We start from the raw sequence: 18,039 nt of genomic DNA, 5'->3' as shown, positions 1-18,039 counted from the left end.
GTACTGCAGGGGGGACCCTGTGGGAGAGTAGGACGCCGCCGAACTCCTTTTACGGGAAAGCCCCGTGCCCTTGTGGCACGGGGCTTTTCTGCGTTTACCCCTCTTTGCTGTCAGGCGGCCTACGGAGCTCCGGCTGTGGTGGGCCGTGAAAGTTGTTTGCGCAGGTCGGGCGGGCGGGGCAGGATCGGCGGATGGAACATGTGATACGAGTCGTACGCGCCGATGAATGGGCACTGGTCCAGGAGTTGCGGCTGGACGCTCTGCGGGACCCGGTGGCGCCGGTGGCGTTTCTGGAGACTTACGAGCGGGCTGCGGCCCAGCCCGACGTGTTCTGGCAGGATCGGGCGCTCGGCGGGTCCGAGGCCGGCAGCGGTGAAGTGCGGCAGTTCGTCGCCGTCGCGCCCGACGGCCGGTGGGACGGCAGCGTCACCGTGCTGATCGAGCGGCCGGACGCGGACGTGCGGTTCGGGGAGGGGGCCGGCGTTTGCCAGGCGCATGTGGTCGGCGTGTTCGTGCGGCCCGAGGCGCGGGGCATGGGCCTGGCCGAAGAGCTGTTCCGGGCCGGGATGGACTGGGCGTGGTCGCTGACGGAGCCGCGGATCGAACGGGTGCGGCTGTATGTGCACGAGGACAATGCGCGGGCTGCGGCGCTCTATCGACGGATCGGGTTCGTGGCTACCGGGCAGTCGGTTCCGATGCCGAGCGACCCGTCAGCTCGGGAACTCGAGTACGCGGTGGGTCGGGCGGTGCGGGGGCGTGGTGCGCCTGGCACCCGTGGCACGCGTGGCTAGTGGTTTGACCGGGCAGGTTCGCCGGGTTGCTGGTCGCGTTCGTGGGGCCGGCGGACGACTGCTACCGAGACCTGTATCGGTAGCAGTCGTCCGCACCTACGCACTCATCTACTGAAACGCCCGCATCCACCGCGCTGACATCCGCGAGTGGGCCCTCGTGTCACCTTCGCCAGAACAGGTGGTGCGTCACGCCGCTCGGGCTGGGCACGACCTCGAGGTGGAACCGGTCAAGCAGCTCATCGGGTGACTCCCAGAGTCGTACCCCCGATCCGAGCTTCACCGGCGAGACCGCCACGTGCATGGTGTCGACGAGATCGGCGTCGAGGAACTGCCGGATGGTGGTGACTCCGCCGCCGAGTCGGACGTCCTTGCCCCGCGCCGCCTCCCGCGCCTGCTCGAGGACCGTGGCCGGGTCGCCGTCGACGAAGTGGAACGTGGTGTCGGAGAGCGTGAACGAAGGACGCTTGTGGTGGGTCATGACGAACACCGGGGTGTGAAACGGGGGCTCGGCACCCCACCAGCCGCGCCAGTCATGGTCGTGCCAGGGCCCGCGCTGGGGACCGAACTTGTTGCGGCCCATGATCTCGGCGCCGATGTTGCGTGCGAAATCTCGCGTGAAGTAGTCGTCGAGGCCGCGGCTTCCCCCGGGGTCGGTGCGCATGGGCCAGCTCGCCGTGGCGCCGGCCCAGGCGAACAGGTCCCCGGGGTCGGCGTCGCCGAACGGTCTCTCGAGGCTCTGGTGCTCACCGGCACCGAATCCGTCACGCGAGACGTTGAAGTTCTGGACCCTCAACAGCTGAGTCATGCATTCCTCCTGCATCGTCGACAACGGTGAGACTGCCCGGGCCGGGCAAACTCATCGCCGCGGCCATGGCCGGTCAGTAGCTGGGGCTACCTGATTCGGTGAGGCCCTGGGACCAGCGGGCGCGGGCCTGTTCCTGGGAGCGGAGGAGGGCCAGCGTCGGCAGGCCCTGGGCCTGGCAGGTCGACAGCAGCTCGGGGAGCCGGGGCAGCGGCGCCACCGCGGCGACGTCGTCGAGTACGAGCGCCATTGGTGGGTCGAGCCGACCGTCGGTTGACCGTGCGGCCATGCGGCGGCCGTGCTCGACCACGTGCGATGCGAGTGCCGTGAGCAGGGGCATTGCTCCGGGGCCCGAGCGGGGATCCTCGATCGGTTCGCCCACCACATAAAGGGTGCCCCCCTCACGCGCGAAAGATTCCAGCGCGAGCGAATCGGCCCGGTTGGGTGTGCAGGCCTCGCGGATGTGGACCGAGGAGAGCGCGGCGAAGGCCCGTACCGGCAACTCCTGTGCCAACTCCCGGCGTTCGGGGTAGGCGGTGAGCGCGGACTCCAGCAGACCGGCGAGTCCGGAGGCCGCCTTGGGGTGGGTACGGAGCAGGCGCACCGGTTCGTGGGCGCTGCCGCCGATGGCCCAGCGGTGGACCTGGCGGAAGGGCCTGCCGTCGATGGCCGCGGCGTGCAGCCAGCACTTCAGGAGCGTTTCCGCGGTGTCGGCCGTCGCCGCGTCGATACGGGCCTGGGGCCGGACCGGGGCGAGGAGTGCGGTGGCGCGGGCGGCGGCCGTGTCGGGCTGCTCGCAGCCGGCTGTGGGGGACCAGTGGAGGCGGGCCGGGGTGTCGCAGAGGTGGCCCGGGTCGTAGACGAGGACCGGGCCGAGCTTGGCGCGGGCGTCCTTCGTCTCGGCCCAGACGGTGGGGTCGGAGGTGACGACGAGCGCGGGCCCGTCGGCCTCCTGGATCGCCTGGACGACGGTGGGGCGGCGGGTGGCGGCCGGTCCGTAGACGACGAGGGGGGTACGGGGGGGCGGGAGCGTGGAGAGAGTGGGCAGGAGGGTGGTTGCGGATGCGGTGTGCTCGACGGGGGCAGGAACGGGGGGTGGGGTGGGCTCCGGGGCAGGGGGCTCCGGAGCCGTGGACGCCGGAGCGACGGGTTCCGGGTGCGGGTGTGGCTCCAGGGTTGGTTGTGGCTGCCGCTGCGGTGGGGGGTGGGCCTCGAGCCGGGGCTTGTGGTGCTGGGAACGTACGGGCGAGACGTCCTCGTCTCCGTACCTGTCCTCGTCCCCGTACCGTTCGCTGCGCCGCCGCGCGCGTACCGCCCGCCAGCGGGCGACCACGCCCAGCACGAACACCGTCAGCACCATCAGTATCATCAGTTCGCCTATGAACAGGCCCCAGAACAGCCCGTACCCGGAGAGCTCGTCCGCCGGGGTCTGCGGCCAGGCGGCCGACAGGTCGTGCGGTGTGGTGACGAGCTGACGCATCGCCAGCGGGGTCTCGGTGAGCGTGACCCCCTCCGGCCAGGCGCCGTGCGCGAACAGTCCGGCCAGGCCGGTGGCCGTCCACGCCAGGAGTGTGAGCCCGAGCAGGAAGGCAAGCAGGCCGATCAGCAGACCGTCCGGGATGCCTCCGCCGCCTTTGCCGGTACGTTCCTCACCGCGCCCTGCCATGTCATGCCACCGTTGACTCGGACGACTCGTTCAGTCGTTGCTGGTGCTCGATCCGTGCCGCGCGCTGTTCCGCCTCCAGGTCGGCGGCGCGTACGTCCTCCGGGAGGTGTTCGGCCGCGGAGGACTCGGTCATCGCGCGGTCGGTGAAGACCAGGGGGCGTTCCGCCTCGGTGATCAGGTGTTTGACCACCTGGACGTTGCCGTTGACGTCCCAGACCGCGATGCCGGGGGTGAGGGTCGGGATGATCTCGACCGCCCATCTGGGGAGGCCGAGCACGCGTCCCGTGGCTCTGGCCTCGTCGGCCTTCTGGGCGTAGATCGTGCGGGTCGAGGCCATCTTGAGGATCGCCGCGGCCTCGCGGGCCGCCGCCCCGTCGACGACGTCGCTGAGGTGGTGGACGACGGCCACGAACGACAGCCCCAGTCGTCGCCCGAACTTCAGCAGACGCTGGAAGAGCTGGGCCACGAAGGGCGAGTTGATGATGTGCCAGGCCTCTTCGACCAGGAAGATGCGTTTCTTCCGGTCGGGCCTGATCCAGGTGTGCTCCAGCCAGACGCCGACGATCGCCATCAGGATCGGCATCGCGATCGAGTTCCGGTCGATGTGCGAGAGGTCGAAGACGATCAGCGGCGCGTCGAGGTCGATGCCGAAGCTCGTCGGTCCGTCGAACATGCCGCGCAGGTCACCGTCGACCAGTCGGTCCAGGACGAGGGCGACATCCAGGCCCCAGGCCCGCACGTCGTCTATGTCGACGTTCATCGCCTCGGCGGACTCGGGCTCGGGGTGGCGCAGCTGGTCGACGATGTCGGTGAGGACCGGCTGCCGGTCGGTGATCGTCTCGTTGACGTACGCGTGGGCGACCTTCAGCGCGAAGCCGGACCGTTCGTCCAGGCCGTGTCCCATCGCGACTTCGATGATCGTACGGAGCAGGGCGAGCTGGCCGGTCGTGGTGATCGCGGGGTCGAGCGGGTTGAGCCGGATGCCGCCGTTGAGCGCGGCGGTCGGGTCGAGGCGGATCGGGGTGAGGCCGAGTTCCTGGGCGATGAGGTTCCACTCGCCGACGCCGTCCTCGCCCTGGGCGTCCAGGACGACGACCTGGCGGTCGCGGAAGCGGAGCTGGCGGAGCACGTACGTCTTCTCCAGCGCGGACTTGCCGTTGCCGGACTCGCCGAGCACCAGCCAGTGCGGGGCGGGCAGCTGCTGTCCGTAGAGCTGGAAGGGGTCGTAGATGTAGCCCTTGCCGGAGTACACCTCGCGGCCGATGATCACGCCGGAGTCGCCGAGGCCGGGGGCCGCGGTGGGCAGGTAGACGGCCTGGGCCTGTCCGGTCGACGTACGGACGGGCAGCCTCGTCGTCTCCACCTTCCCGAAGAGGAAGGCGGTGAAGGCGTCCGACAGCGCGGACAGCGGATCTCGCATGGCGTGACCGACCTCCCTCTCGATTCTCTCGGTTGTCTGCCGAGTGTGGTCAGCGACGGATGCCGGTGGCGAACGGCAGGGTGTTCACGAAGGCGCGGTGGTGCTCGCGGTCGCACCACTCCAGCTTGAGATACGACTTGCCGGCCGAGGCCCGGATCGTCCGCTTGTCGCGGGCGAGGGACTCGGGCGAACGCGAGGACACGGTGATGTACCCCACCAGATTCACTCCGGCCGCGCCGCTCGCGAGATCTTCACCCCGCTGGTCGAGACGGCCGTGGGCGGCGATGTCGCGCGGGTCGACGGTGCGGTTCATCTTGGCCTGGCGGCTGGCTTCCGCCTCGTCGTTCGTCTTCTCGGTCAGCATTCGCTCGATGGCGATCTCGGTGGGTTCGAGGTCCATGCAGACCGCGACCGTACGGATCACATCGGGCGTGTGGACGAGGAGCGGGGCCAGGAAGTTCACGCCGACGGGTGTCATCGGCCATTCCTTCACCCAGGCCGTGGAGTGGCACCAGGGCGCACGGGTCGCCGACTCGCGGGTCTTGGCCTGGAGGAACGTCGGCTCGACCGCGTCCAGTTCGGCCGGCCAGGCGTTGCGCTTCGTCATGGCCTGGATGTGGTCGATGGGGTGGTCGGGGTCGTACATGGAGTGCACGAGAGAGGCGAGCCGGCTCTGGCCGAGCGGCTGGCGCACCCGGATGTCCGCCTCGGCGAGGCGGGCGCAGATGTCGGTGAGTTCGCGCGCCATGACGACGGCGAGGCCCGCGTCCCGGTCGAGCTTGCGGCCGGCCTGGGGGCGGGCGGCGCGCGCCATGGCGTTGGCCTCGGCGGCCAGCTCGCGGGTGTAGTGCATGCAGGCGACGAGGTAGGCGCGGTGCTGCTCGCTGGAGGTGGAGACCATGGACTGGAGCTGGTCGTACGACTCCTGCAGCCAGCCCGGGGACGTCCTGTCGCCGCGCTGGGCGACATCCTTGGCGTGGGCGTCGGGGTCGGCGGGGAGGGTGCGGGCCAGCATCTGGATGCGGGTGACGAAGCCGTCCCCGTTGGCGACGTGCTTCAGCAGCGTGCCGAACCGGTCGACGAGCGCTTCCTGGTCCTCGCTGTCGCGCAGCCCGACGCCGGGGCCCTCGATCTCGATCGCGGCGGTGACGGTGCGGCGGTCGGCGTGCAGGAGCACGGCGATCTCGTCCGGGCCGAAGGGGGCGGCGAGCCAGTTGATCCGGCCGATGCCGGGGGGCGGCCCGATCTCGACCTCACGCCCGTCGGCGCCGACGCCCGCTTCCATGGCGGCGGAGCGGTAGGTCGTACCGCGGCGCAGGGTGCGCTTGTAGCTGCGGTTGATTTCGAACCATTTGTAGAAGGTGCGGTGCTTGTACGGGACGTACACGATCGCCAGGGCGAGGAGGGGGAAGCCCACGAGCAGCACGATTCGCGGGCCCAGGTAGGGGACGGCCAGTCCGCTCATCATGCCGAGGAACGCTCCGGCGATGATCAGTGCGATCTCGCCGGTCTCGCGGTTCTTGCCGACGATCGCGTTCGGCCGGGCGCGGCCGATGAGATACGTACGGCGGGGCGTGATCGTGTGGGACGGAGTCGTCAACGCCCTCCACCTCCAGTGCTGTTGTTACCTGAACTGCCTGATCCGCCACCTCGGGGGGAGCGGCTGCCGTGCGGGGTGCCGGAGGTCGGGCCCGAGCCGCTGCGGGGCGGGGGTGCGGCGGGGGATCCGCCGCCGCTGCCCGAGTTGCGGGAGCTGTGCGCGGCGATACCGCCGCTGACCGGATTGGCGGGCCGGCCGCCGCCGCTGCCGCTGTCGCCGGCGTTCTGGCCGCTGCGGCTGCTGTGGGTCTTGATGCCCTGGGAGACGAGAGCAGCGGGGGAACTGACCAACGCGGCGGCCTGGGAGCCGTCGGTGGCCTGCTTGCGGTTGGTGCGGGCGCCCTGGATCTCGTCGCCGAAGCCGGGGACGAAGCGGTAGATCATCGCGGAGGCGAAGATCGCGAGGATGATGATGGCGAGGCCGGAGACGACGGAGGAGAACGCGTTGGGCCCGCCGTCGGTGGAGAGGGCACCGGCCAGTCCGAGCACGATGACGATGATCGGCTTCACCATGATCACCGCGATCATGATGCCTGCCCAGCGGCGGACGTGGCCCCACATGTTCTTGTCGACGAGGCCCGCGTAGACGACGGTGCCGAGGAGGGCGCCGACGTAGAGCAGGGCTGCCCGGATGACGAGCTCCAGGTAGAGGACGCCCGCGGCGAGGGTGGACACCAGCGAGACGATGATCAGCATGATCGGCCCGCCGCCGATGTCTTTGCCGTCCTTGAGCGCTTCGGCGAACGATCCGAAGAAGAGGTCGGCCTTGTTTCCGGTGGCCGAGGCGATCACGTCACTGACGCCGTCGGTGGCTGATACGACCACGTAGAGGACGAGCGGGGTGAAGGCTGAGGCGATGACAGCCAGCCACAGGAATCCGACGGCTTCGGAGATCGCGGTGGTGAACGGGACACCACGGATGGCGCGCTTGGCGACGGCGAACAGCCACAGGACGAGGGTGAGGATGGCGGACGCGGCGAAGACGATCGCGTACTGGTTGCGGAAGGTCTCGTTGGTGAAGTCGACGTTCGCGGTCTGCTTCACGGCCTCGCTGAGCTTGCCGATGATCCATGCGGCGGCGTCGGCGCAGCCGCGGGCGAGGGAGGAGAGGGGGTCCTGGGAGTTGTCGAGGGTGGAGGAGGGGCTGGATTTGTGGGAGCCTGCGTCGCCTCTTTCGCAGAGGTCCTTTGCCATCCCGACGATGAGGTCGCAGGCGTTGTCGGTCTTGCTGGGAGATGGCGTGGGTGACGGAGAGGGGGCCGCAGCGGCTTGCGAAGCCAGCAGGACCACCGTGGCCGGCAGGCTGCTCAGAACCGTTACGAGGGAGCGCGTACGTGGGCGGTGGCTATCGTGCATAGGTGAAGCCTCCGTATTCCTCAACCGCACCAGCGATCTCGTCCGCCGTAGATGCCCTGTTGTCGCCGTTGACGGGTGTGGGGCCTTCCGTCTGGCTCGACGACTCGATCCTCCAGTCGCCGCCGACCCACTTGAGCTTTTCCGAGATGGTGAACCACGTCGATGCGACAGGCTTGGTGGAACCCTGCCCGGCCAACCCGACGAGGCCCGTGCACCAGACCTCAACGGTGGCTGTGTCGCCGCTCTGTTTGACCACCTTCGTGCCGACTGGGACGGTCCGCGAAACGAAGGTCAGGCCACTGGGAGCGGAGCCGTCCTCGTTGAGGCCGACGTTCTCGAGGAATCCCGGCGAGTAGGCCTTCGCCATGGCTGCCAGAAGGCCTTCCACGACAGCCGGGTCGTGCGTGGCCTGAACGATGCTCCTGCGTGATTCCGCGTTGAACATCCCGGCAGAGCCCAGCGCCACCGCGAAGTTGGACGCCGCGCTCTGCGCCCCCTGCTCGTCATGGGCGAACCCCGACGGAATCGAACCGTTCTTCCCCGTCACCGGCTTCGTCCCCGTGGCCGCCGTGGACGACGAGTCCGGCTTGCTCCCCGCGCTTCCAGAGCCGCCGCCGCTGCCGTTTCCGCCCCCTCCGCCCATGTTCGCGAACGCGATAGCCGCGATCAGGAGGACGACCACGCCGACCACCGTGACGAGGGAGCGGGAGTTGCGGGCGGGGCGGCGGGGGGTGGTGTAGCCGTCGCCGCCCTCGCCGTCGGGGAGGCGGGTACGGGTCTGGCGCGTACCGCCGATGGTGCTGTATCCATCGTCCGTACGGCCCGAGTCGCTGCCGTAGCCGTTCTCGTCGCCGAGGCTCATGCCGCGTACGTCCCCTCAACCGTTTCCTGAAGCAGGTAGTACGACGGTAGCCGGGCGGGTTGCCGCGTGGGCGTGGTGTGGTGACTCGACATCAGGAGACGCAACCTCTGCCGGTGGGCACGACGGACGGATGGTGTGGTGGTGGGCGGGACCGCCCCTGGCGTGGGATGACAGCCGGTCAGACGGCCATCCCGTAGACGATGGTGAACAGAGTTCCCAGTGATCCGATGATGAACACACCGGTCAGACCGGCAACGATCAGCCCCTTGCCCTGCTCCGCGCTGAACGTGTCGCGCAGCGCCGTCGCGCCGATGCGCTGCTTCGCCGCGCCCCAGACCGCGATGCCGAGGCAGAGCAGGATGGCAATGGCCATCACGACCTCGATCATTACGCGGGCCTCGTTGCCCAAGGTCCCGAACGGGCCCCAGTTCGGGGCGATTCCGCCGATGATGGTGGTGATGTCGCCCTTTTCAGCTGCCAGGATCATGTAAGTCACCGCCCCTGTTGGGTAGTTCATTGCCCCTGTCACACGACATGGGTCGCTCTCTATCTTCGCTGATGAAACTGCCTTCGTACGACGTCTTGGCGGGTCTCTTTACCCTGATCTCGCACATTTGACCGGTCCGACCGTCCTGACCTGCGGTTCGAATCGGTGTATGACCGAATATGTATGGTTACTCTGTGTATCACGGGCGGTGACCCCGGGCAATGACTGCCATTCCGCCACCCTGGCCGAGACCTTCGCGCAGGGCCTGGTCAGCGCAGTCCCTGCTCAGAGCAGGGACTGGCGTGGGACGGGTGGCCGGGGCGGCGTCGTCCAGGTCGGTGGCGGCCGGAAATCGCACCAGGTGCCGTCGAAGGGAAACGTTCCAGCCTCGGCGAGCCGTGCGACCGATGCGCCCTCGCTCCGGATGGCTGACGCTTCGTCGGCTGTCCAGTAGGCCGGGTCGCCGGTCTTCTCGGCGAAGGACTCCTCGTCCTTCCACCGCCAGCTCCGGTCCGGCGCCACATTGATGTCGAGTTCATGGTCGGTGATGTCGATGTCGTCGCCGTGATGGACCCGGCGCTCCAGATTTACGTACCAGCCACGGAACTTCTGTCTGCGGCCGAAGAGCCAGAGCACCGAGTGCGCTGCGCCGGTCGGCTGGTAGAAGAGCGCGCTGCCCATCGGCCACCGGTCGGCGACCAAGGGGTACCCGCCGGCCGGGCGCTCGTGCGGGGCGATGTCCCGCAGGTGCGCGCCGCGCGGAAGCTTCGTACGCCACATCGGCGTGCCGGTCTCCATCCACACCAGCTGGCCCGCCCCGGTGCGTTCGACGAGGCGTACGGGCACCGAGGCGCTGAGGTGTCCGCCGATGAAGAAGTTCCAGCGGAGTATCCGGCCCGGGTCGTCGTTCATGCCGTTGATCATGCCCGCATCGGGGCGGGCGGACACGTGGCCGTATGCGAAGCAGGAGCGCGGGCCGGACTCCCACGAACGACCGTTCCCGCACCCACCGGCTCCATGTCCGTCGTTACCGTCAAGACGGGCGGTGACCACGGATCGTACGAGGCGATGTGGAGACCTCCGGCCAGGAACATGGCCCCGGCGGCCGGGACGAGCCGGCCGTAGGAGCAGCGCTTCCGGCCTCGGCGGCGGTGATCTGCGCCGGTGCCACGCTCGGCAGCTCGACATTCTTCGGCGACGAGGGCGTGGTGAACACGGGCTACTACAGATACGGCACCAGCGCCGGCGCGGCCAGGGTGAGAGCGGCCAGATGAATGCTGTTCAGCCACCACGGCCGGGCCGGATCGTCGGCCGGGGCTCGGAGCTCAGGTCTCGGGTGCCGAGCGTCGGGAGTGGTTGGTTCACTCGTTCGTGGCCCCAACGAATCGACCCCGACGCGGTGTTAGCGCACCGGGCCGGGGTCTCACCCCAAGATCGGAAAAGGCGATCCCGTGGCTACCGAGAACCTTAGCCCTGCCCTGCATGCGCCCGCATCCTCGCGCCCGTACGCGAAGGCCAAGCCCGGTTACGGGAAGCGATGCGCACCGGACCAGCGCCCGCCCCGCAGCGACGACTTCGCGTTGCTGCCGGAGCGGGAGCGGTATATCGCCGGGTATGTCGACCGTCTGCCCGACGGTGCGGCCATGGACATCAAGTCGCTGGCCAAGAACCTTCCTCTGTACGGGCAGATGGCCGTCGCCGGCGCGCTGAAGGCCTTGGGGGGGCCGGTCATCTGCGGCACGTACGGTGCCTGGCGGGCGAAGGCGAACAAGTCCGCTGGGTCACGCGTACGTTCTGGTCCCGCACCGCCCACGACAACGAGTGGTGGGACGCCTTCCTCACCGCCGAGGACATTGGCTCCGCACCGGAGGCGGTGGTCATCGCGTCGTCGGCCGAGGCGGAGACCCCGGCGCCGTTCGCGGCCCCGTCCGCGGTCCCGCGCGAATCGGCCCCCGCCCTCGCCGTACCGCAGCAGCGAAACCCGGAATCAGTGCAGGAGCACTACTCGCCCGCGTACCTCGTCCTGGCCCAACTCGGCCGCGACGAGCCGCGGCTGGCCCTCTCCGCCGCCGACTGCGCGGTGCTCGAAGAGCTGGCAGGTGCATGGCTCGCACGTGGCGTGAACACCGACTACCTCGCCCACGCCCTCACCTCCGGCCTCCCCGACCGGGTCGACTCACCCGTCGGATTCGTCAGGCGCCGGCTCCTCGACAAGATCCCGCCCCGCCTGCCCGCCGCTCCGACCCCGTCCGCACCCGGCACCCCCGTCCACCGCCTCATGGTGGAATGCATCGAATGCGGCGCACCCGGCCGGCCCGAAGCGCTCCCCGACGGCCTCTGTCTCCCCTGCCGCACGCCCGCCCCGGACTCCGCGCCCGGCGAACCGCCCGCCGAGCGCGACATCCGCGCACTCGTCGGCAACCTCCGCGACCTGCTCAGGATGGACTGATGGACTGACGGCCCTTTGCCCGGAGTCGAGATGGCCGGCCCAGAGGTGACCCCTGTGTTCGGACGTGACGGTCGACCGGTGATGTGTCACGTCTTCGCGAGGGGGTGGGGCTGTCAGCCCTGGGGGAGGCCCGCCTTGACGGCGCGTACGAGAGCTGCCCAGGCGGTGGGGGTGGTGTGGAGCATCGCTCCGGTCGGGTCGCCGCTCTCGGTCAGGCAGACGGCGCCAGGGGCTGGGGCGGCTACGTGTACGCAGGAGTTGCCCTGGGCGCAGTAGGACGACTTCTGCCAGGTGCGTGCGAACATCTCGGGTTCCTTCACAGGTCGCGGGCGATGTTGTGGATGAAGTCCCTGGAGCCGTCACTGTCCAGCGCGGCGGGGCGCGATCGCACTGAGCCAGTCGTCGACGGTGACGACATCCGCCCACTGCGGGAACAGTCGCTCGATGAGGACCCGATGCACCTCTGGGTCGATGTCCAGACAGGCGTCGGAGAGCACGGTGAGGCCGAAGTCCAGGTCGTTCGCCTGGCACAGGGTGGACAGCACCACAGCGCTGGTGGCGATGCCGGTGAGCACGAGGCTGTCGATACCGCGTGCCCTCAGCACCACGTCGAGATCGCTGCCCGAGAACGCGCTCGCCCGCCTCTTGGAGACGATCACGTCGCCCGGCCGGGGCGCGACCTCGGGGTGGATCTCGGTGCCTGGGTCGCCCTCGACGTACAAGCCGGCCTGCGCGATGGCGGTGAGAGCCCTGTTTCGCGTGCCGACTTCCGGAAAACCGGGCCGTAACGCGATGACCACGTAGATCACGGGGATGTTCGCCGCCCGGGCCCCGTCGATCGCCCTGCGCAGGCGTGGCAGGTATCCGGAGCCGTCGTCGGCGACGCCAACGATGTCCCGTTGGACGTCCATCACGAGGAGTGCGCTGTTCGCCATCTTGCCGTCCCTTCGTCACTGGGAAACAAGAGCAAGTCTGGGGGATCTACCGAGCCGCGGTGGAGGTTTCGGAGATCCTCATCAGCGTCGCGCCACAGTGCCCAGGGACACCACGACAGAGTAGGAGCTCCAAGCCACCCAGAACCGAGGATGACAAACAGCTTCCAAGAAAATCGATATCATTGCACGGGGCATAGTGATATCGTTTAGAGGTGGCCCGGGAGTCGTGAGGAGAGCGTCGTGGCGCGTACCGTGATTGACCTGGACGAGGAGATGGTCGCCGAGGCGATGCGCATCTTCGGCACCAAGACCAAGGCCAAGGCTGTGCGTCTGGCGATGGAGGACGCTGTGAAGCGCCACCTGCGGCAGCAGTTCTTCGATGCGATGGATTCCGGAGAACTCGACTTCAGCGAGATCGTCGACAGCACCGGCCCCCGCAACGCGGACGGCAGCCTGAAGCGCTCCGGGGGCCGGGCTGCCTGATGCGGGACCGATACCTCGTCGACAAGTCCGCGCTCGCCCGCTGGACGAAGCCGACCGTGAAGGAGGTCTTGAAACCTCTTCACGAGCGCTATCTCCTCGTGGTGTGTGAGCCCACCGAGTACGAGATGGTCCATTCGGCTCAGAGCAGCGCGGGAGCTACCCGGATCAGCACATGGCTCCGTGCGTTCGACTACGTTCACTGCGATGGTCATGTCTTCGCCCGGGCGCTTGAGGTCCAGCGGCATGCGCTCAACGCGGGCTTCCACCGCGCCCTTTCGTTGGCAGATCTACTCATCGCCGCAGCCGCGGAAACGAGTCGGTTGACGATCCTGCACTACGACGGCGACTTCGACATGATCGCTTCCCTCACTGGTCAGCCTGCCCAATGGGTCGCGCCACCAGGGACCGCCGACTGACACCGGGCTCTCGGCGCCGCACTCGACTCTGCGCCGGCACGGTGGGGGGCGGGGCTGTCAGCCCTGGGGGAGGCCCGCCTTGACGGCGCGTACGAGAGCTGCCCAGGCGGTGGGGGTGGTGTGGAGTATCGCTCCGGCCGGGTCGCCGCTCTCGGTCAGTTCTATTGCTCCGGTCCGGGCCGCGGCTACGTGTACGCAGGCCTCGCCCTGCGCGCAGTAGGACGACCTCTGCCAGGTGAGTGCGGACATGGTGGTTCCCTTCACAGGCTCTGGGCGACCTTGTGGATGAGTTCTCGTGACCGCTCGATGTCCAGGGCCGCGTCGTCGAGTCGTTCGAGCAGCAGACGGTACTGGGCCAACTGCGCCTCGGCGTCGATGAACACGGGCCCGTGTGACTGGTCGAGCTGCGCTGTATCGAGTGCGGGAACCGGTCCGCGTACGTAGTACACGGACTGCCCCGAGCCCGGATAGCGGGTGGCATCGAAGGGGATCACACGGATGGTCGCGTGGGGCAGCTCGCTCATTTCGAGCAGGTGCTGGAGCTGTCCCCGGGCGATGTTCGGACTGCCGAACGTCATGCGCAGAGCAGCCTCGTGAATGACGGCCCGGTATGGGGCGGGGTTCGTACGGTAAAGCACTTCCTGCCGTTTGATGCGGTAGGAGACGCGGTGCTCGATCTCCGGTGGAGGAAGCTCGGGAACGGCCTGCCGGTAGATCTCCCGGGCGTGATCCACGGTCTGGAGCAGGCCGGGGATGTGGATACTGTGCGCCGCGTGCAGGCCGCTGCCATGGTGTTCGATCTCGGCCAGGTCGAGCAGCTTCGGTGGCAGGATCTCCCGGTACTCCTCCCACCAGCCGCGCTTGCGGTCAGTCGTCATGGCGACGAGTGCATCGATCAGTGCTTTGTCGGTGCAGGAGTACGTGTGGGCCGCGACCCGTACGCGGTCGGCGCTCACACCGAAGCGCGCGACCTCTATGTTGCTGAGCTGCCCCGAGCTCGTACCCAGGAGGTCGGCTGCCTGAGTGGTGGTCATCCCGGCACGTTCCCGCAGCTTGCGCAGCTCGGCACCGAGCCGTGCGCGACGTGCGGTGGAGGGTGCCCTGACTGCCATGTCGAACTCTCCCCTGAAATCCGCTGAGTTGGGCTGTCACTCGCACGAGTGGTTCAGCTCAAGGATTCCGGTCAATTGATGCAAGCAATCCTTGCAGCAGCCTAATCTCTGACTCAGGCCACCCGCCCGGAAGTACCCCGCTCGACAGTGCGGTCTCGTCACCGGGCAACCCGAAGCGCATCTTCCAACCTCCCTCCGTGATCGGAGACTTCCATGGTCAGTGCCACGGTATCGCCGCCCTGGACGTACACCCTCCAACTTCCGCAGGATCCCCGCGCGCCCGGTGTGGCCCGTGCCACCCTTCGCACCATCCTGCGCGTGCATGGCATGCGTGAACTCACGGAGATCGCCGAGCTGTTGGCGAGCGAGTTGGTCACCAACGCGTATCTGCACTCCTCGGGCGCGTACTCCCTGCGCCTGCGTGATGCCGGGCGCAGTCGGGTCCGCTTGAGCGTCTGGGACACCAATCCGCACATCCCCGCCCCGTTCCGGTGGAGCGCCGAGGCCCCGGCGGAGCTGGCCGAGCGGGGGCGCGGGCTGTACCTCGTCACCCTCTACGCGGAGAGCTGGGGCGCGTACCCCATGCGCGGCGGGCTGCCGGGGCAGGGCGGCAAGCTGCTCTGGGTGGAGTGCGCGGCGAAGGGGTAGGGGGTGGGAGAGGTCAGGGCCGGGCAGGCTTTCCGGTTTACCACAGAGTGGGGGAGGCTGTGTGGGGTTCGACTTGACCACTGCGTTCATCGGCAGCATCGGTGTGGCGGGAACGCTCGCAGCCGCGGTGATCACACAGCGCTCCACGATGGCGTCCAAGCGGCTGGAGCTGGAATATCAGCTGTACGAGCGCGAGGCCGAGCGTGCGGCCGCCCACGCGCAGACCGCCTCGGAGGAGAAACGCACGGCCTATGCCGATCTCAACTCTGCGGCCCGGCTGTTCCGGTCCATCGCCTACGACCACCTGCTCACGCTCATGGAGGAGCCCGGGGCGTCGCCCGACCTGGCAGAGGTCAACGAAGCCCGGCAGACCTACAAAGACCGTTACTCCCGTGCCCAGTTGATCCTGCCGGAGCGTGCCATGGACGTGGCTGCCGAACTCAACCGTGGCATCAGCAGCGCCTATCGGGTCCTGGTCCGGCTCAACCAGTCCTATGAGGAGTCGGTCGCGGACGTGCTGCGCACCTGGTTCTCCGACGGCCTGTCCGACGGCGTGTGGCTGCTACGCCAGGCTCTGCGCGAGGACCTCGAAGTCGTCGACCGCGCACCCGAAATAGACCGGGGTCTGGAGCGTCTGACAGACGAGCGGAAAGCAACCGTCGACATGCTCCCCGGGGCACGCAACACGCGTCAGCGGCGGCGGCCGGGGGAAGCGGCGTGACCAACCGCGCAGCGCGGGCGGACGGACGACGAGGACGGTCGGCCGGTGGGCGGGGCGCTGCGGTGCGGGCGCGGCAGAGCGCCGTTTCGCCCGTCCGGGCCCGGCCGGGGCGACAGACGCACGGGGCGGGCATAGCCTCGTCGCATGGTGCGGAGCGAGGCGAAGGATGTGGACGGGTATCTGGCCGGGATGCCCGAGGAGCGCAGGGACGCCCTGACGAGACTGCGGGAGTTGTGCCGGGCGGAGCTGGCCGGGTTCGACGAGGCCATGGCGTACGGGATGCCCGTGTACGAGCGGGACGGCACTGCGGAGATCGCGTTCGCCTCGCAGAAGCAGTACATCTCCTTCTACCTGATGCGCAGCGACGTGCGTGAGGCCTACGCGGAGCGGCTGGCGGGACAGGACATGGGGAAGGGCTGCCTGCGCTTCCGTAAGGCGGAGGCCATCGACTACGAGCTGGTGCGGGATCTGCTCCGGGCGACGGTCACGGCGGCGGGGCCGGGCGCGGTCTGCTGAGCGGGTTCGGCAACGCCGTAACCGGCGAAATATTCGTTGGCGGTGGGCCAGGTCGGCGGGTAGGAAGTGGGCATGACCACGTCTGCCTCCGCTCCCGCCCCCGTTCCGCCGACCGCCGGGCAGAACAGCGCCGACCGACGCACCTTTATACGGGCCACGCTCGACCTGGGGGACGTGCTGCTGCGCCCGTGGGGACGGGAGGCCGTCGAGCTGGAGGCGATGCTGGACGGCCTGGTCGCCGCCGCCGCGGATCCGTTGATAGCCCGCTGGAACCCTCTCCCGGCAGCCGATCGCACCGAGGCCATGGCGTGGCTGGAGTTGCGCGAGGGCGGTTGGGACCGTGGTGACGCCGCTTCCTTCGCCGTGCTGGACGCGGCCGGTGGTGCCGTACTGGGCGCCGTAGGCCTTCGCTGGGTCGACCGCGCGGACGGCCTCGCGATGATCGGCTACTGGACACTGCCGGCCGCCCGCGGACGGAGCGTGGCCACGAGAGCGACTCGCGCGGCCACCAGTTGGGCCTTCGGTTCGGCCGACGCCCGCCGGATTGAGATCGCCCATGCCGTGGGAAACGAGGCGTCCTGCGGGGTCGCCCACCGCTGCGGCTACCTTCCCGAGGGCACGCTGCGCGAGTCCTACCGCTATGGCGACGGCGCCTACCACGACGAGCACCTGCACGCCCGGCTGGCCACCGATCCGGAGCCGGACGGCCTCGCGGGCTGACCACCGCGCGAACAGATCAGCCGGGCCTCCCAGCCTGGGCAGGGAGCAGCCCATCCGGCGAAGGCAGACCGTCCTCGACGCGACCGACGTACTCGATCACGGGCCCGGCCACCTCTCGTTCGACATCGCATCGCAGCATGGCAGATCGGCCGCAGCCCGAGGCAACGCCCCGCACACGGATGTCAGCTGGTGCGTGCCGCAACCAGGTCTGCCTCAAAGCTCGTCACAGCCTCCGTGATGTCACGCGTCGTTCAGGAAGCCACCGGGGCTACTTCTCTTGGCTGCGGCTGCGGCTGCGCATGCGCAGTGGCAGAGCGGCAAGTGTGAGCAGAATGGCAAGTCCGAGCAGCACGATCGCCTCGGGCACGGGTTGCTTGGCGCGCCAGAGCTGGGCCGGCAGCCCGATCCAGGGCACGCGCAATCGTGCTACGCCTTGGAGTGCCGTGGGTCGTACCGGGGTGGAGTCCGGGGTGGAGTTGGCGTCACCTTTGGTGATCAGGTCGTTGTTGGGAAGTACCTGGTAGACCCGATGGGTGAGCAGATGGCTGGGTCGGGTGGGGTCCTGGGCCAGCACGATTTGGCCGACCGTCGGTGTGCGGTCGCGCAGTGGAGGCTGGTAGAGAACGACATCGCCCGGCATGAGGGCAGGACGCATGGAGCCGGACTGCACCACGCCCGCTGTCCAGCCCAGCGCCACCACGGGCAATTGCGCCCACACCAGCAGCCCAACCATCGAGCCGAGCACGGTACGTGAGATGACCGAGGTGACCACGCGGATCGGGTGCGGGGCGCCCTCGGCCGTGGGTTGGCGGAGCGCGCCGGCGGCTGGGTCACTTGGGAGAGTCACTCGTGTTCCCGCGCTTCCCAGGTGAAGGACGCCTCGTTGGTGTCCACGCTTTGCGAACTGTTGGGTGCGCTCCGGCTGAACTTCCACGAGAAGCGGAAGCTCAGCGAGTTGGGTGGCTTGCCCGGCAGGGTCCAGGGACCCACGCCGGTGCGGAAGTCGGTGTACAGGGCGATGAAGGTGTCCAGGGTGCCGTCGAACGCAATCTTGTG

Annotated in this window: 22 protein-coding genes and 1 pseudogene; 9 read left to right on the top strand and 14 right to left on the bottom strand. The window is 68.8% G+C overall.

Annotated elements, in window-relative coordinates:
- Window positions 1-191: 191 nt before the first annotated feature.
- On the top strand, window positions 192-791 hold the full coding sequence (locus tag ACZ7L9_RS37425; RefSeq protein ID WP_471421985.1) for a GNAT family N-acetyltransferase: 600 nt from the start codon (window positions 192-194) through the stop codon (window positions 789-791).
- Window positions 792-951: 160 nt separating this feature from the next.
- Here the strand turns inward: ACZ7L9_RS37425 and ACZ7L9_RS37420 are convergent, their stop codons facing one another.
- From ACZ7L9_RS37420 to ACZ7L9_RS37385, 8 genes are all read right to left on the bottom strand, one after another.
- Complete coding sequence (locus ACZ7L9_RS37420; protein WP_471421984.1) at window positions 952-1,596, bottom strand: dihydrofolate reductase family protein; 645 nt, start codon at window positions 1,594-1,596, stop codon at window positions 952-954.
- A gap of 73 nt (window positions 1,597-1,669) precedes the next feature.
- Window positions 1,670-3,259, bottom strand: coding sequence for a type IV secretory system conjugative DNA transfer family protein (locus ACZ7L9_RS37415; RefSeq protein ID WP_471421983.1), 1,590 nt, complete (start codon window positions 3,257-3,259; stop codon window positions 1,670-1,672).
- A gap of 1 nt (window position 3,260) precedes the next feature.
- Window positions 3,261-4,679, bottom strand: coding sequence for an ATP-binding protein (locus ACZ7L9_RS37410; RefSeq protein WP_471421982.1), 1,419 nt, complete (start codon window positions 4,677-4,679; stop codon window positions 3,261-3,263).
- Between the two features lie 49 nt (window positions 4,680-4,728).
- Window positions 4,729-6,279, bottom strand: a complete 1,551-nt coding sequence (locus ACZ7L9_RS37405; RefSeq protein ID WP_471421981.1) for an SCO6880 family protein — start codon at window positions 6,277-6,279, stop codon at window positions 4,729-4,731.
- Window positions 6,276-7,634, bottom strand: a complete 1,359-nt coding sequence (locus ACZ7L9_RS37400; RefSeq protein ID WP_471421980.1) for a hypothetical protein — start codon at window positions 7,632-7,634, stop codon at window positions 6,276-6,278. The genes ACZ7L9_RS37405 and ACZ7L9_RS37400 overlap by 4 nt, the downstream gene beginning before the upstream one ends.
- Window positions 7,624-8,496: a DUF8175 domain-containg protein gene (locus ACZ7L9_RS37395; RefSeq protein WP_471421979.1), complete on the bottom strand. Its 873-nt coding sequence runs from the start codon at window positions 8,494-8,496 to the stop codon at window positions 7,624-7,626. The genes ACZ7L9_RS37400 and ACZ7L9_RS37395 overlap by 11 nt, the downstream gene beginning before the upstream one ends.
- A gap of 178 nt (window positions 8,497-8,674) precedes the next feature.
- Window positions 8,675-8,983: a hypothetical protein gene (locus ACZ7L9_RS37390; RefSeq protein WP_018101695.1), complete on the bottom strand. Its 309-nt coding sequence runs from the start codon at window positions 8,981-8,983 to the stop codon at window positions 8,675-8,677.
- Window positions 8,984-9,268: 285 nt separating this feature from the next.
- Entirely contained in the window at window positions 9,269-9,895 is a 627-nt protein-coding gene (locus ACZ7L9_RS37385; RefSeq protein ID WP_471421978.1) for a ribonuclease FAU-1 family protein, read from the bottom strand.
- Window positions 9,896-10,053: 158 nt separating this feature from the next.
- Between ACZ7L9_RS37385 and ACZ7L9_RS37380 the strand changes: the two genes are divergently transcribed.
- Together ACZ7L9_RS37380 and ACZ7L9_RS37375 are read left to right on the top strand one after the other, a co-directional pair.
- Window positions 10,054-10,257 (top strand): hypothetical protein, encoded by a 204-nt coding sequence (locus ACZ7L9_RS37380; RefSeq protein ID WP_471421986.1) that lies wholly within the window; start codon window positions 10,054-10,056, stop codon window positions 10,255-10,257.
- A 177-nt stretch (window positions 10,258-10,434) separates the two neighbouring features.
- Window positions 10,435-11,432: pseudogene (locus ACZ7L9_RS37375) on the top strand (MarR family transcriptional regulator).
- Between the two features lie 113 nt (window positions 11,433-11,545).
- On the opposite strand, the gene ACZ7L9_RS37370 reads toward ACZ7L9_RS37375, so the two are convergent.
- Window positions 11,546-11,737: a DUF397 domain-containing protein gene (locus tag ACZ7L9_RS37370; protein WP_471421977.1), complete on the bottom strand. Its 192-nt coding sequence runs from the start codon at window positions 11,735-11,737 to the stop codon at window positions 11,546-11,548.
- Between the two features lie 54 nt (window positions 11,738-11,791).
- A complete protein-coding gene (locus tag ACZ7L9_RS37365; RefSeq protein ID WP_471421976.1) occupies window positions 11,792-12,367 on the bottom strand; it encodes a cysteine hydrolase family protein in 576 nt (191 codons plus the stop codon).
- Window positions 12,368-12,607: 240 nt separating this feature from the next.
- Here ACZ7L9_RS37365 and ACZ7L9_RS37360 point away from each other — a divergent pair, with 240 nt between their 5' ends.
- Complete coding sequence (locus tag ACZ7L9_RS37360; protein ID WP_471421975.1) at window positions 12,608-12,850, top strand: type II toxin-antitoxin system VapB family antitoxin; 243 nt, start codon at window positions 12,608-12,610, stop codon at window positions 12,848-12,850.
- Entirely contained in the window at window positions 12,850-13,266 is a 417-nt protein-coding gene (locus tag ACZ7L9_RS37355; protein ID WP_471421974.1) for a PIN domain-containing protein, read from the top strand. The genes ACZ7L9_RS37360 and ACZ7L9_RS37355 overlap by 1 nt, the downstream gene beginning before the upstream one ends.
- Window positions 13,267-13,323: 57 nt before the next feature.
- Here ACZ7L9_RS37355 and ACZ7L9_RS37350 read toward each other — a convergent pair whose 3' ends face one another.
- Both ACZ7L9_RS37350 and ACZ7L9_RS37345 read right to left on the bottom strand, forming a co-directional pair.
- Complete coding sequence (locus tag ACZ7L9_RS37350; RefSeq protein ID WP_471421973.1) at window positions 13,324-13,515, bottom strand: DUF397 domain-containing protein; 192 nt, start codon at window positions 13,513-13,515, stop codon at window positions 13,324-13,326.
- An 11-nt stretch (window positions 13,516-13,526) separates the two neighbouring features.
- Complete coding sequence (locus ACZ7L9_RS37345) at window positions 13,527-14,378, bottom strand: Scr1 family TA system antitoxin-like transcriptional regulator (protein ID WP_471421972.1); 852 nt, start codon at window positions 14,376-14,378, stop codon at window positions 13,527-13,529.
- A gap of 213 nt (window positions 14,379-14,591) precedes the next feature.
- On the opposite strand from ACZ7L9_RS37345, the gene ACZ7L9_RS37340 reads away from it, so the two are divergent.
- The 4 genes from ACZ7L9_RS37340 to ACZ7L9_RS37325 all read left to right on the top strand — a co-directional run bounded on the left by ACZ7L9_RS37340 (window position 14,592) and on the right by ACZ7L9_RS37325 (window position 16,983).
- The gene (locus ACZ7L9_RS37340; RefSeq protein ID WP_471421971.1) at window positions 14,592-15,026 is read left to right on the top strand and encodes an ATP-binding protein; all 435 of its coding nucleotides are present in this window, start codon (window positions 14,592-14,594) and stop codon (window positions 15,024-15,026) included.
- A gap of 73 nt (window positions 15,027-15,099) precedes the next feature.
- The gene (locus ACZ7L9_RS37335; RefSeq protein ID WP_471421970.1) at window positions 15,100-15,747 is read left to right on the top strand and encodes a hypothetical protein; all 648 of its coding nucleotides are present in this window, start codon (window positions 15,100-15,102) and stop codon (window positions 15,745-15,747) included.
- Between the two features lie 144 nt (window positions 15,748-15,891).
- Complete coding sequence (locus ACZ7L9_RS37330) at window positions 15,892-16,263, top strand: iron chaperone (protein WP_471421969.1); 372 nt, start codon at window positions 15,892-15,894, stop codon at window positions 16,261-16,263.
- A 72-nt stretch (window positions 16,264-16,335) separates the two neighbouring features.
- Window positions 16,336-16,983, top strand: a complete 648-nt coding sequence (locus tag ACZ7L9_RS37325; protein ID WP_471421968.1) for a GNAT family N-acetyltransferase — start codon at window positions 16,336-16,338, stop codon at window positions 16,981-16,983.
- Between the two features lie 268 nt (window positions 16,984-17,251).
- Here ACZ7L9_RS37325 and ACZ7L9_RS37320 read toward each other — a convergent pair whose 3' ends face one another.
- Both ACZ7L9_RS37320 and ACZ7L9_RS37315 read right to left on the bottom strand, forming a co-directional pair.
- Window positions 17,252-17,830 carry a signal peptidase I gene (locus ACZ7L9_RS37320; protein ID WP_471421967.1) on the bottom strand — a complete coding sequence of 193 codons (579 nt, stop codon included), beginning with the start codon at window positions 17,828-17,830 and terminating at the stop codon, window positions 17,252-17,254.
- The coding region (locus ACZ7L9_RS37315; RefSeq protein WP_471421966.1) for a hypothetical protein at window positions 17,827-18,039 on the bottom strand (213 nt) is incomplete at its 5' end. The genes ACZ7L9_RS37320 and ACZ7L9_RS37315, both read right to left, overlap by 4 nt.

Source organism: Streptomyces sp. NPDC111516 (assembly GCF_055635345.1).
The sequence above is the reverse complement of the archived record's forward strand: the minus strand, read 5'-3'. Positions and strand labels throughout refer to the sequence as shown.

Coding starts and splice junctions, on each gene's coding strand:
- ACZ7L9_RS37425 (WP_471421985.1), top strand. CDS start 192: ATGGAACATGTGATACGAGTCGTACGCGCCGATGAATGGGCACTGGTC.
- ACZ7L9_RS37420 (WP_471421984.1), bottom strand. CDS start 1,596: ATGACTCAGCTGTTGAGGGTCCAGAACTTCAACGTCTCGCGTGACGGA.
- ACZ7L9_RS37415 (WP_471421983.1), bottom strand. CDS start 3,259: ATGGCAGGGCGCGGTGAGGAACGTACCGGCAAAGGCGGCGGAGGCATC.
- ACZ7L9_RS37410 (WP_471421982.1), bottom strand. CDS start 4,679: ATGCGAGATCCGCTGTCCGCGCTGTCGGACGCCTTCACCGCCTTCCTC.
- ACZ7L9_RS37400 (WP_471421980.1), bottom strand. CDS start 7,634: ATGCACGATAGCCACCGCCCACGTACGCGCTCCCTCGTAACGGTTCTG.
- ACZ7L9_RS37395 (WP_471421979.1), bottom strand. CDS start 8,496: ATGAGCCTCGGCGACGAGAACGGCTACGGCAGCGACTCGGGCCGTACG.
- ACZ7L9_RS37390 (WP_018101695.1), bottom strand. CDS start 8,983: ATGATCCTGGCAGCTGAAAAGGGCGACATCACCACCATCATCGGCGGA.
- ACZ7L9_RS37385 (WP_471421978.1), bottom strand. CDS start 9,895: ATGAACGACGACCCGGGCCGGATACTCCGCTGGAACTTCTTCATCGGC.
- ACZ7L9_RS37370 (WP_471421977.1), bottom strand. CDS start 11,737: ATGTTCGCACGCACCTGGCAGAAGTCGTCCTACTGCGCCCAGGGCAAC.
- ACZ7L9_RS37365 (WP_471421976.1), bottom strand. CDS start 12,367: ATGGCGAACAGCGCACTCCTCGTGATGGACGTCCAACGGGACATCGTT.
- ACZ7L9_RS37355 (WP_471421974.1), top strand. CDS start 12,850: ATGCGGGACCGATACCTCGTCGACAAGTCCGCGCTCGCCCGCTGGACG.
- ACZ7L9_RS37350 (WP_471421973.1), bottom strand. CDS start 13,515: ATGTCCGCACTCACCTGGCAGAGGTCGTCCTACTGCGCGCAGGGCGAG.
- ACZ7L9_RS37345 (WP_471421972.1), bottom strand. CDS start 14,378: ATGGCAGTCAGGGCACCCTCCACCGCACGTCGCGCACGGCTCGGTGCC.
- ACZ7L9_RS37340 (WP_471421971.1), top strand. CDS start 14,592: ATGGTCAGTGCCACGGTATCGCCGCCCTGGACGTACACCCTCCAACTT.
- ACZ7L9_RS37330 (WP_471421969.1), top strand. CDS start 15,892: ATGGTGCGGAGCGAGGCGAAGGATGTGGACGGGTATCTGGCCGGGATG.
- ACZ7L9_RS37325 (WP_471421968.1), top strand. CDS start 16,336: ATGACCACGTCTGCCTCCGCTCCCGCCCCCGTTCCGCCGACCGCCGGG.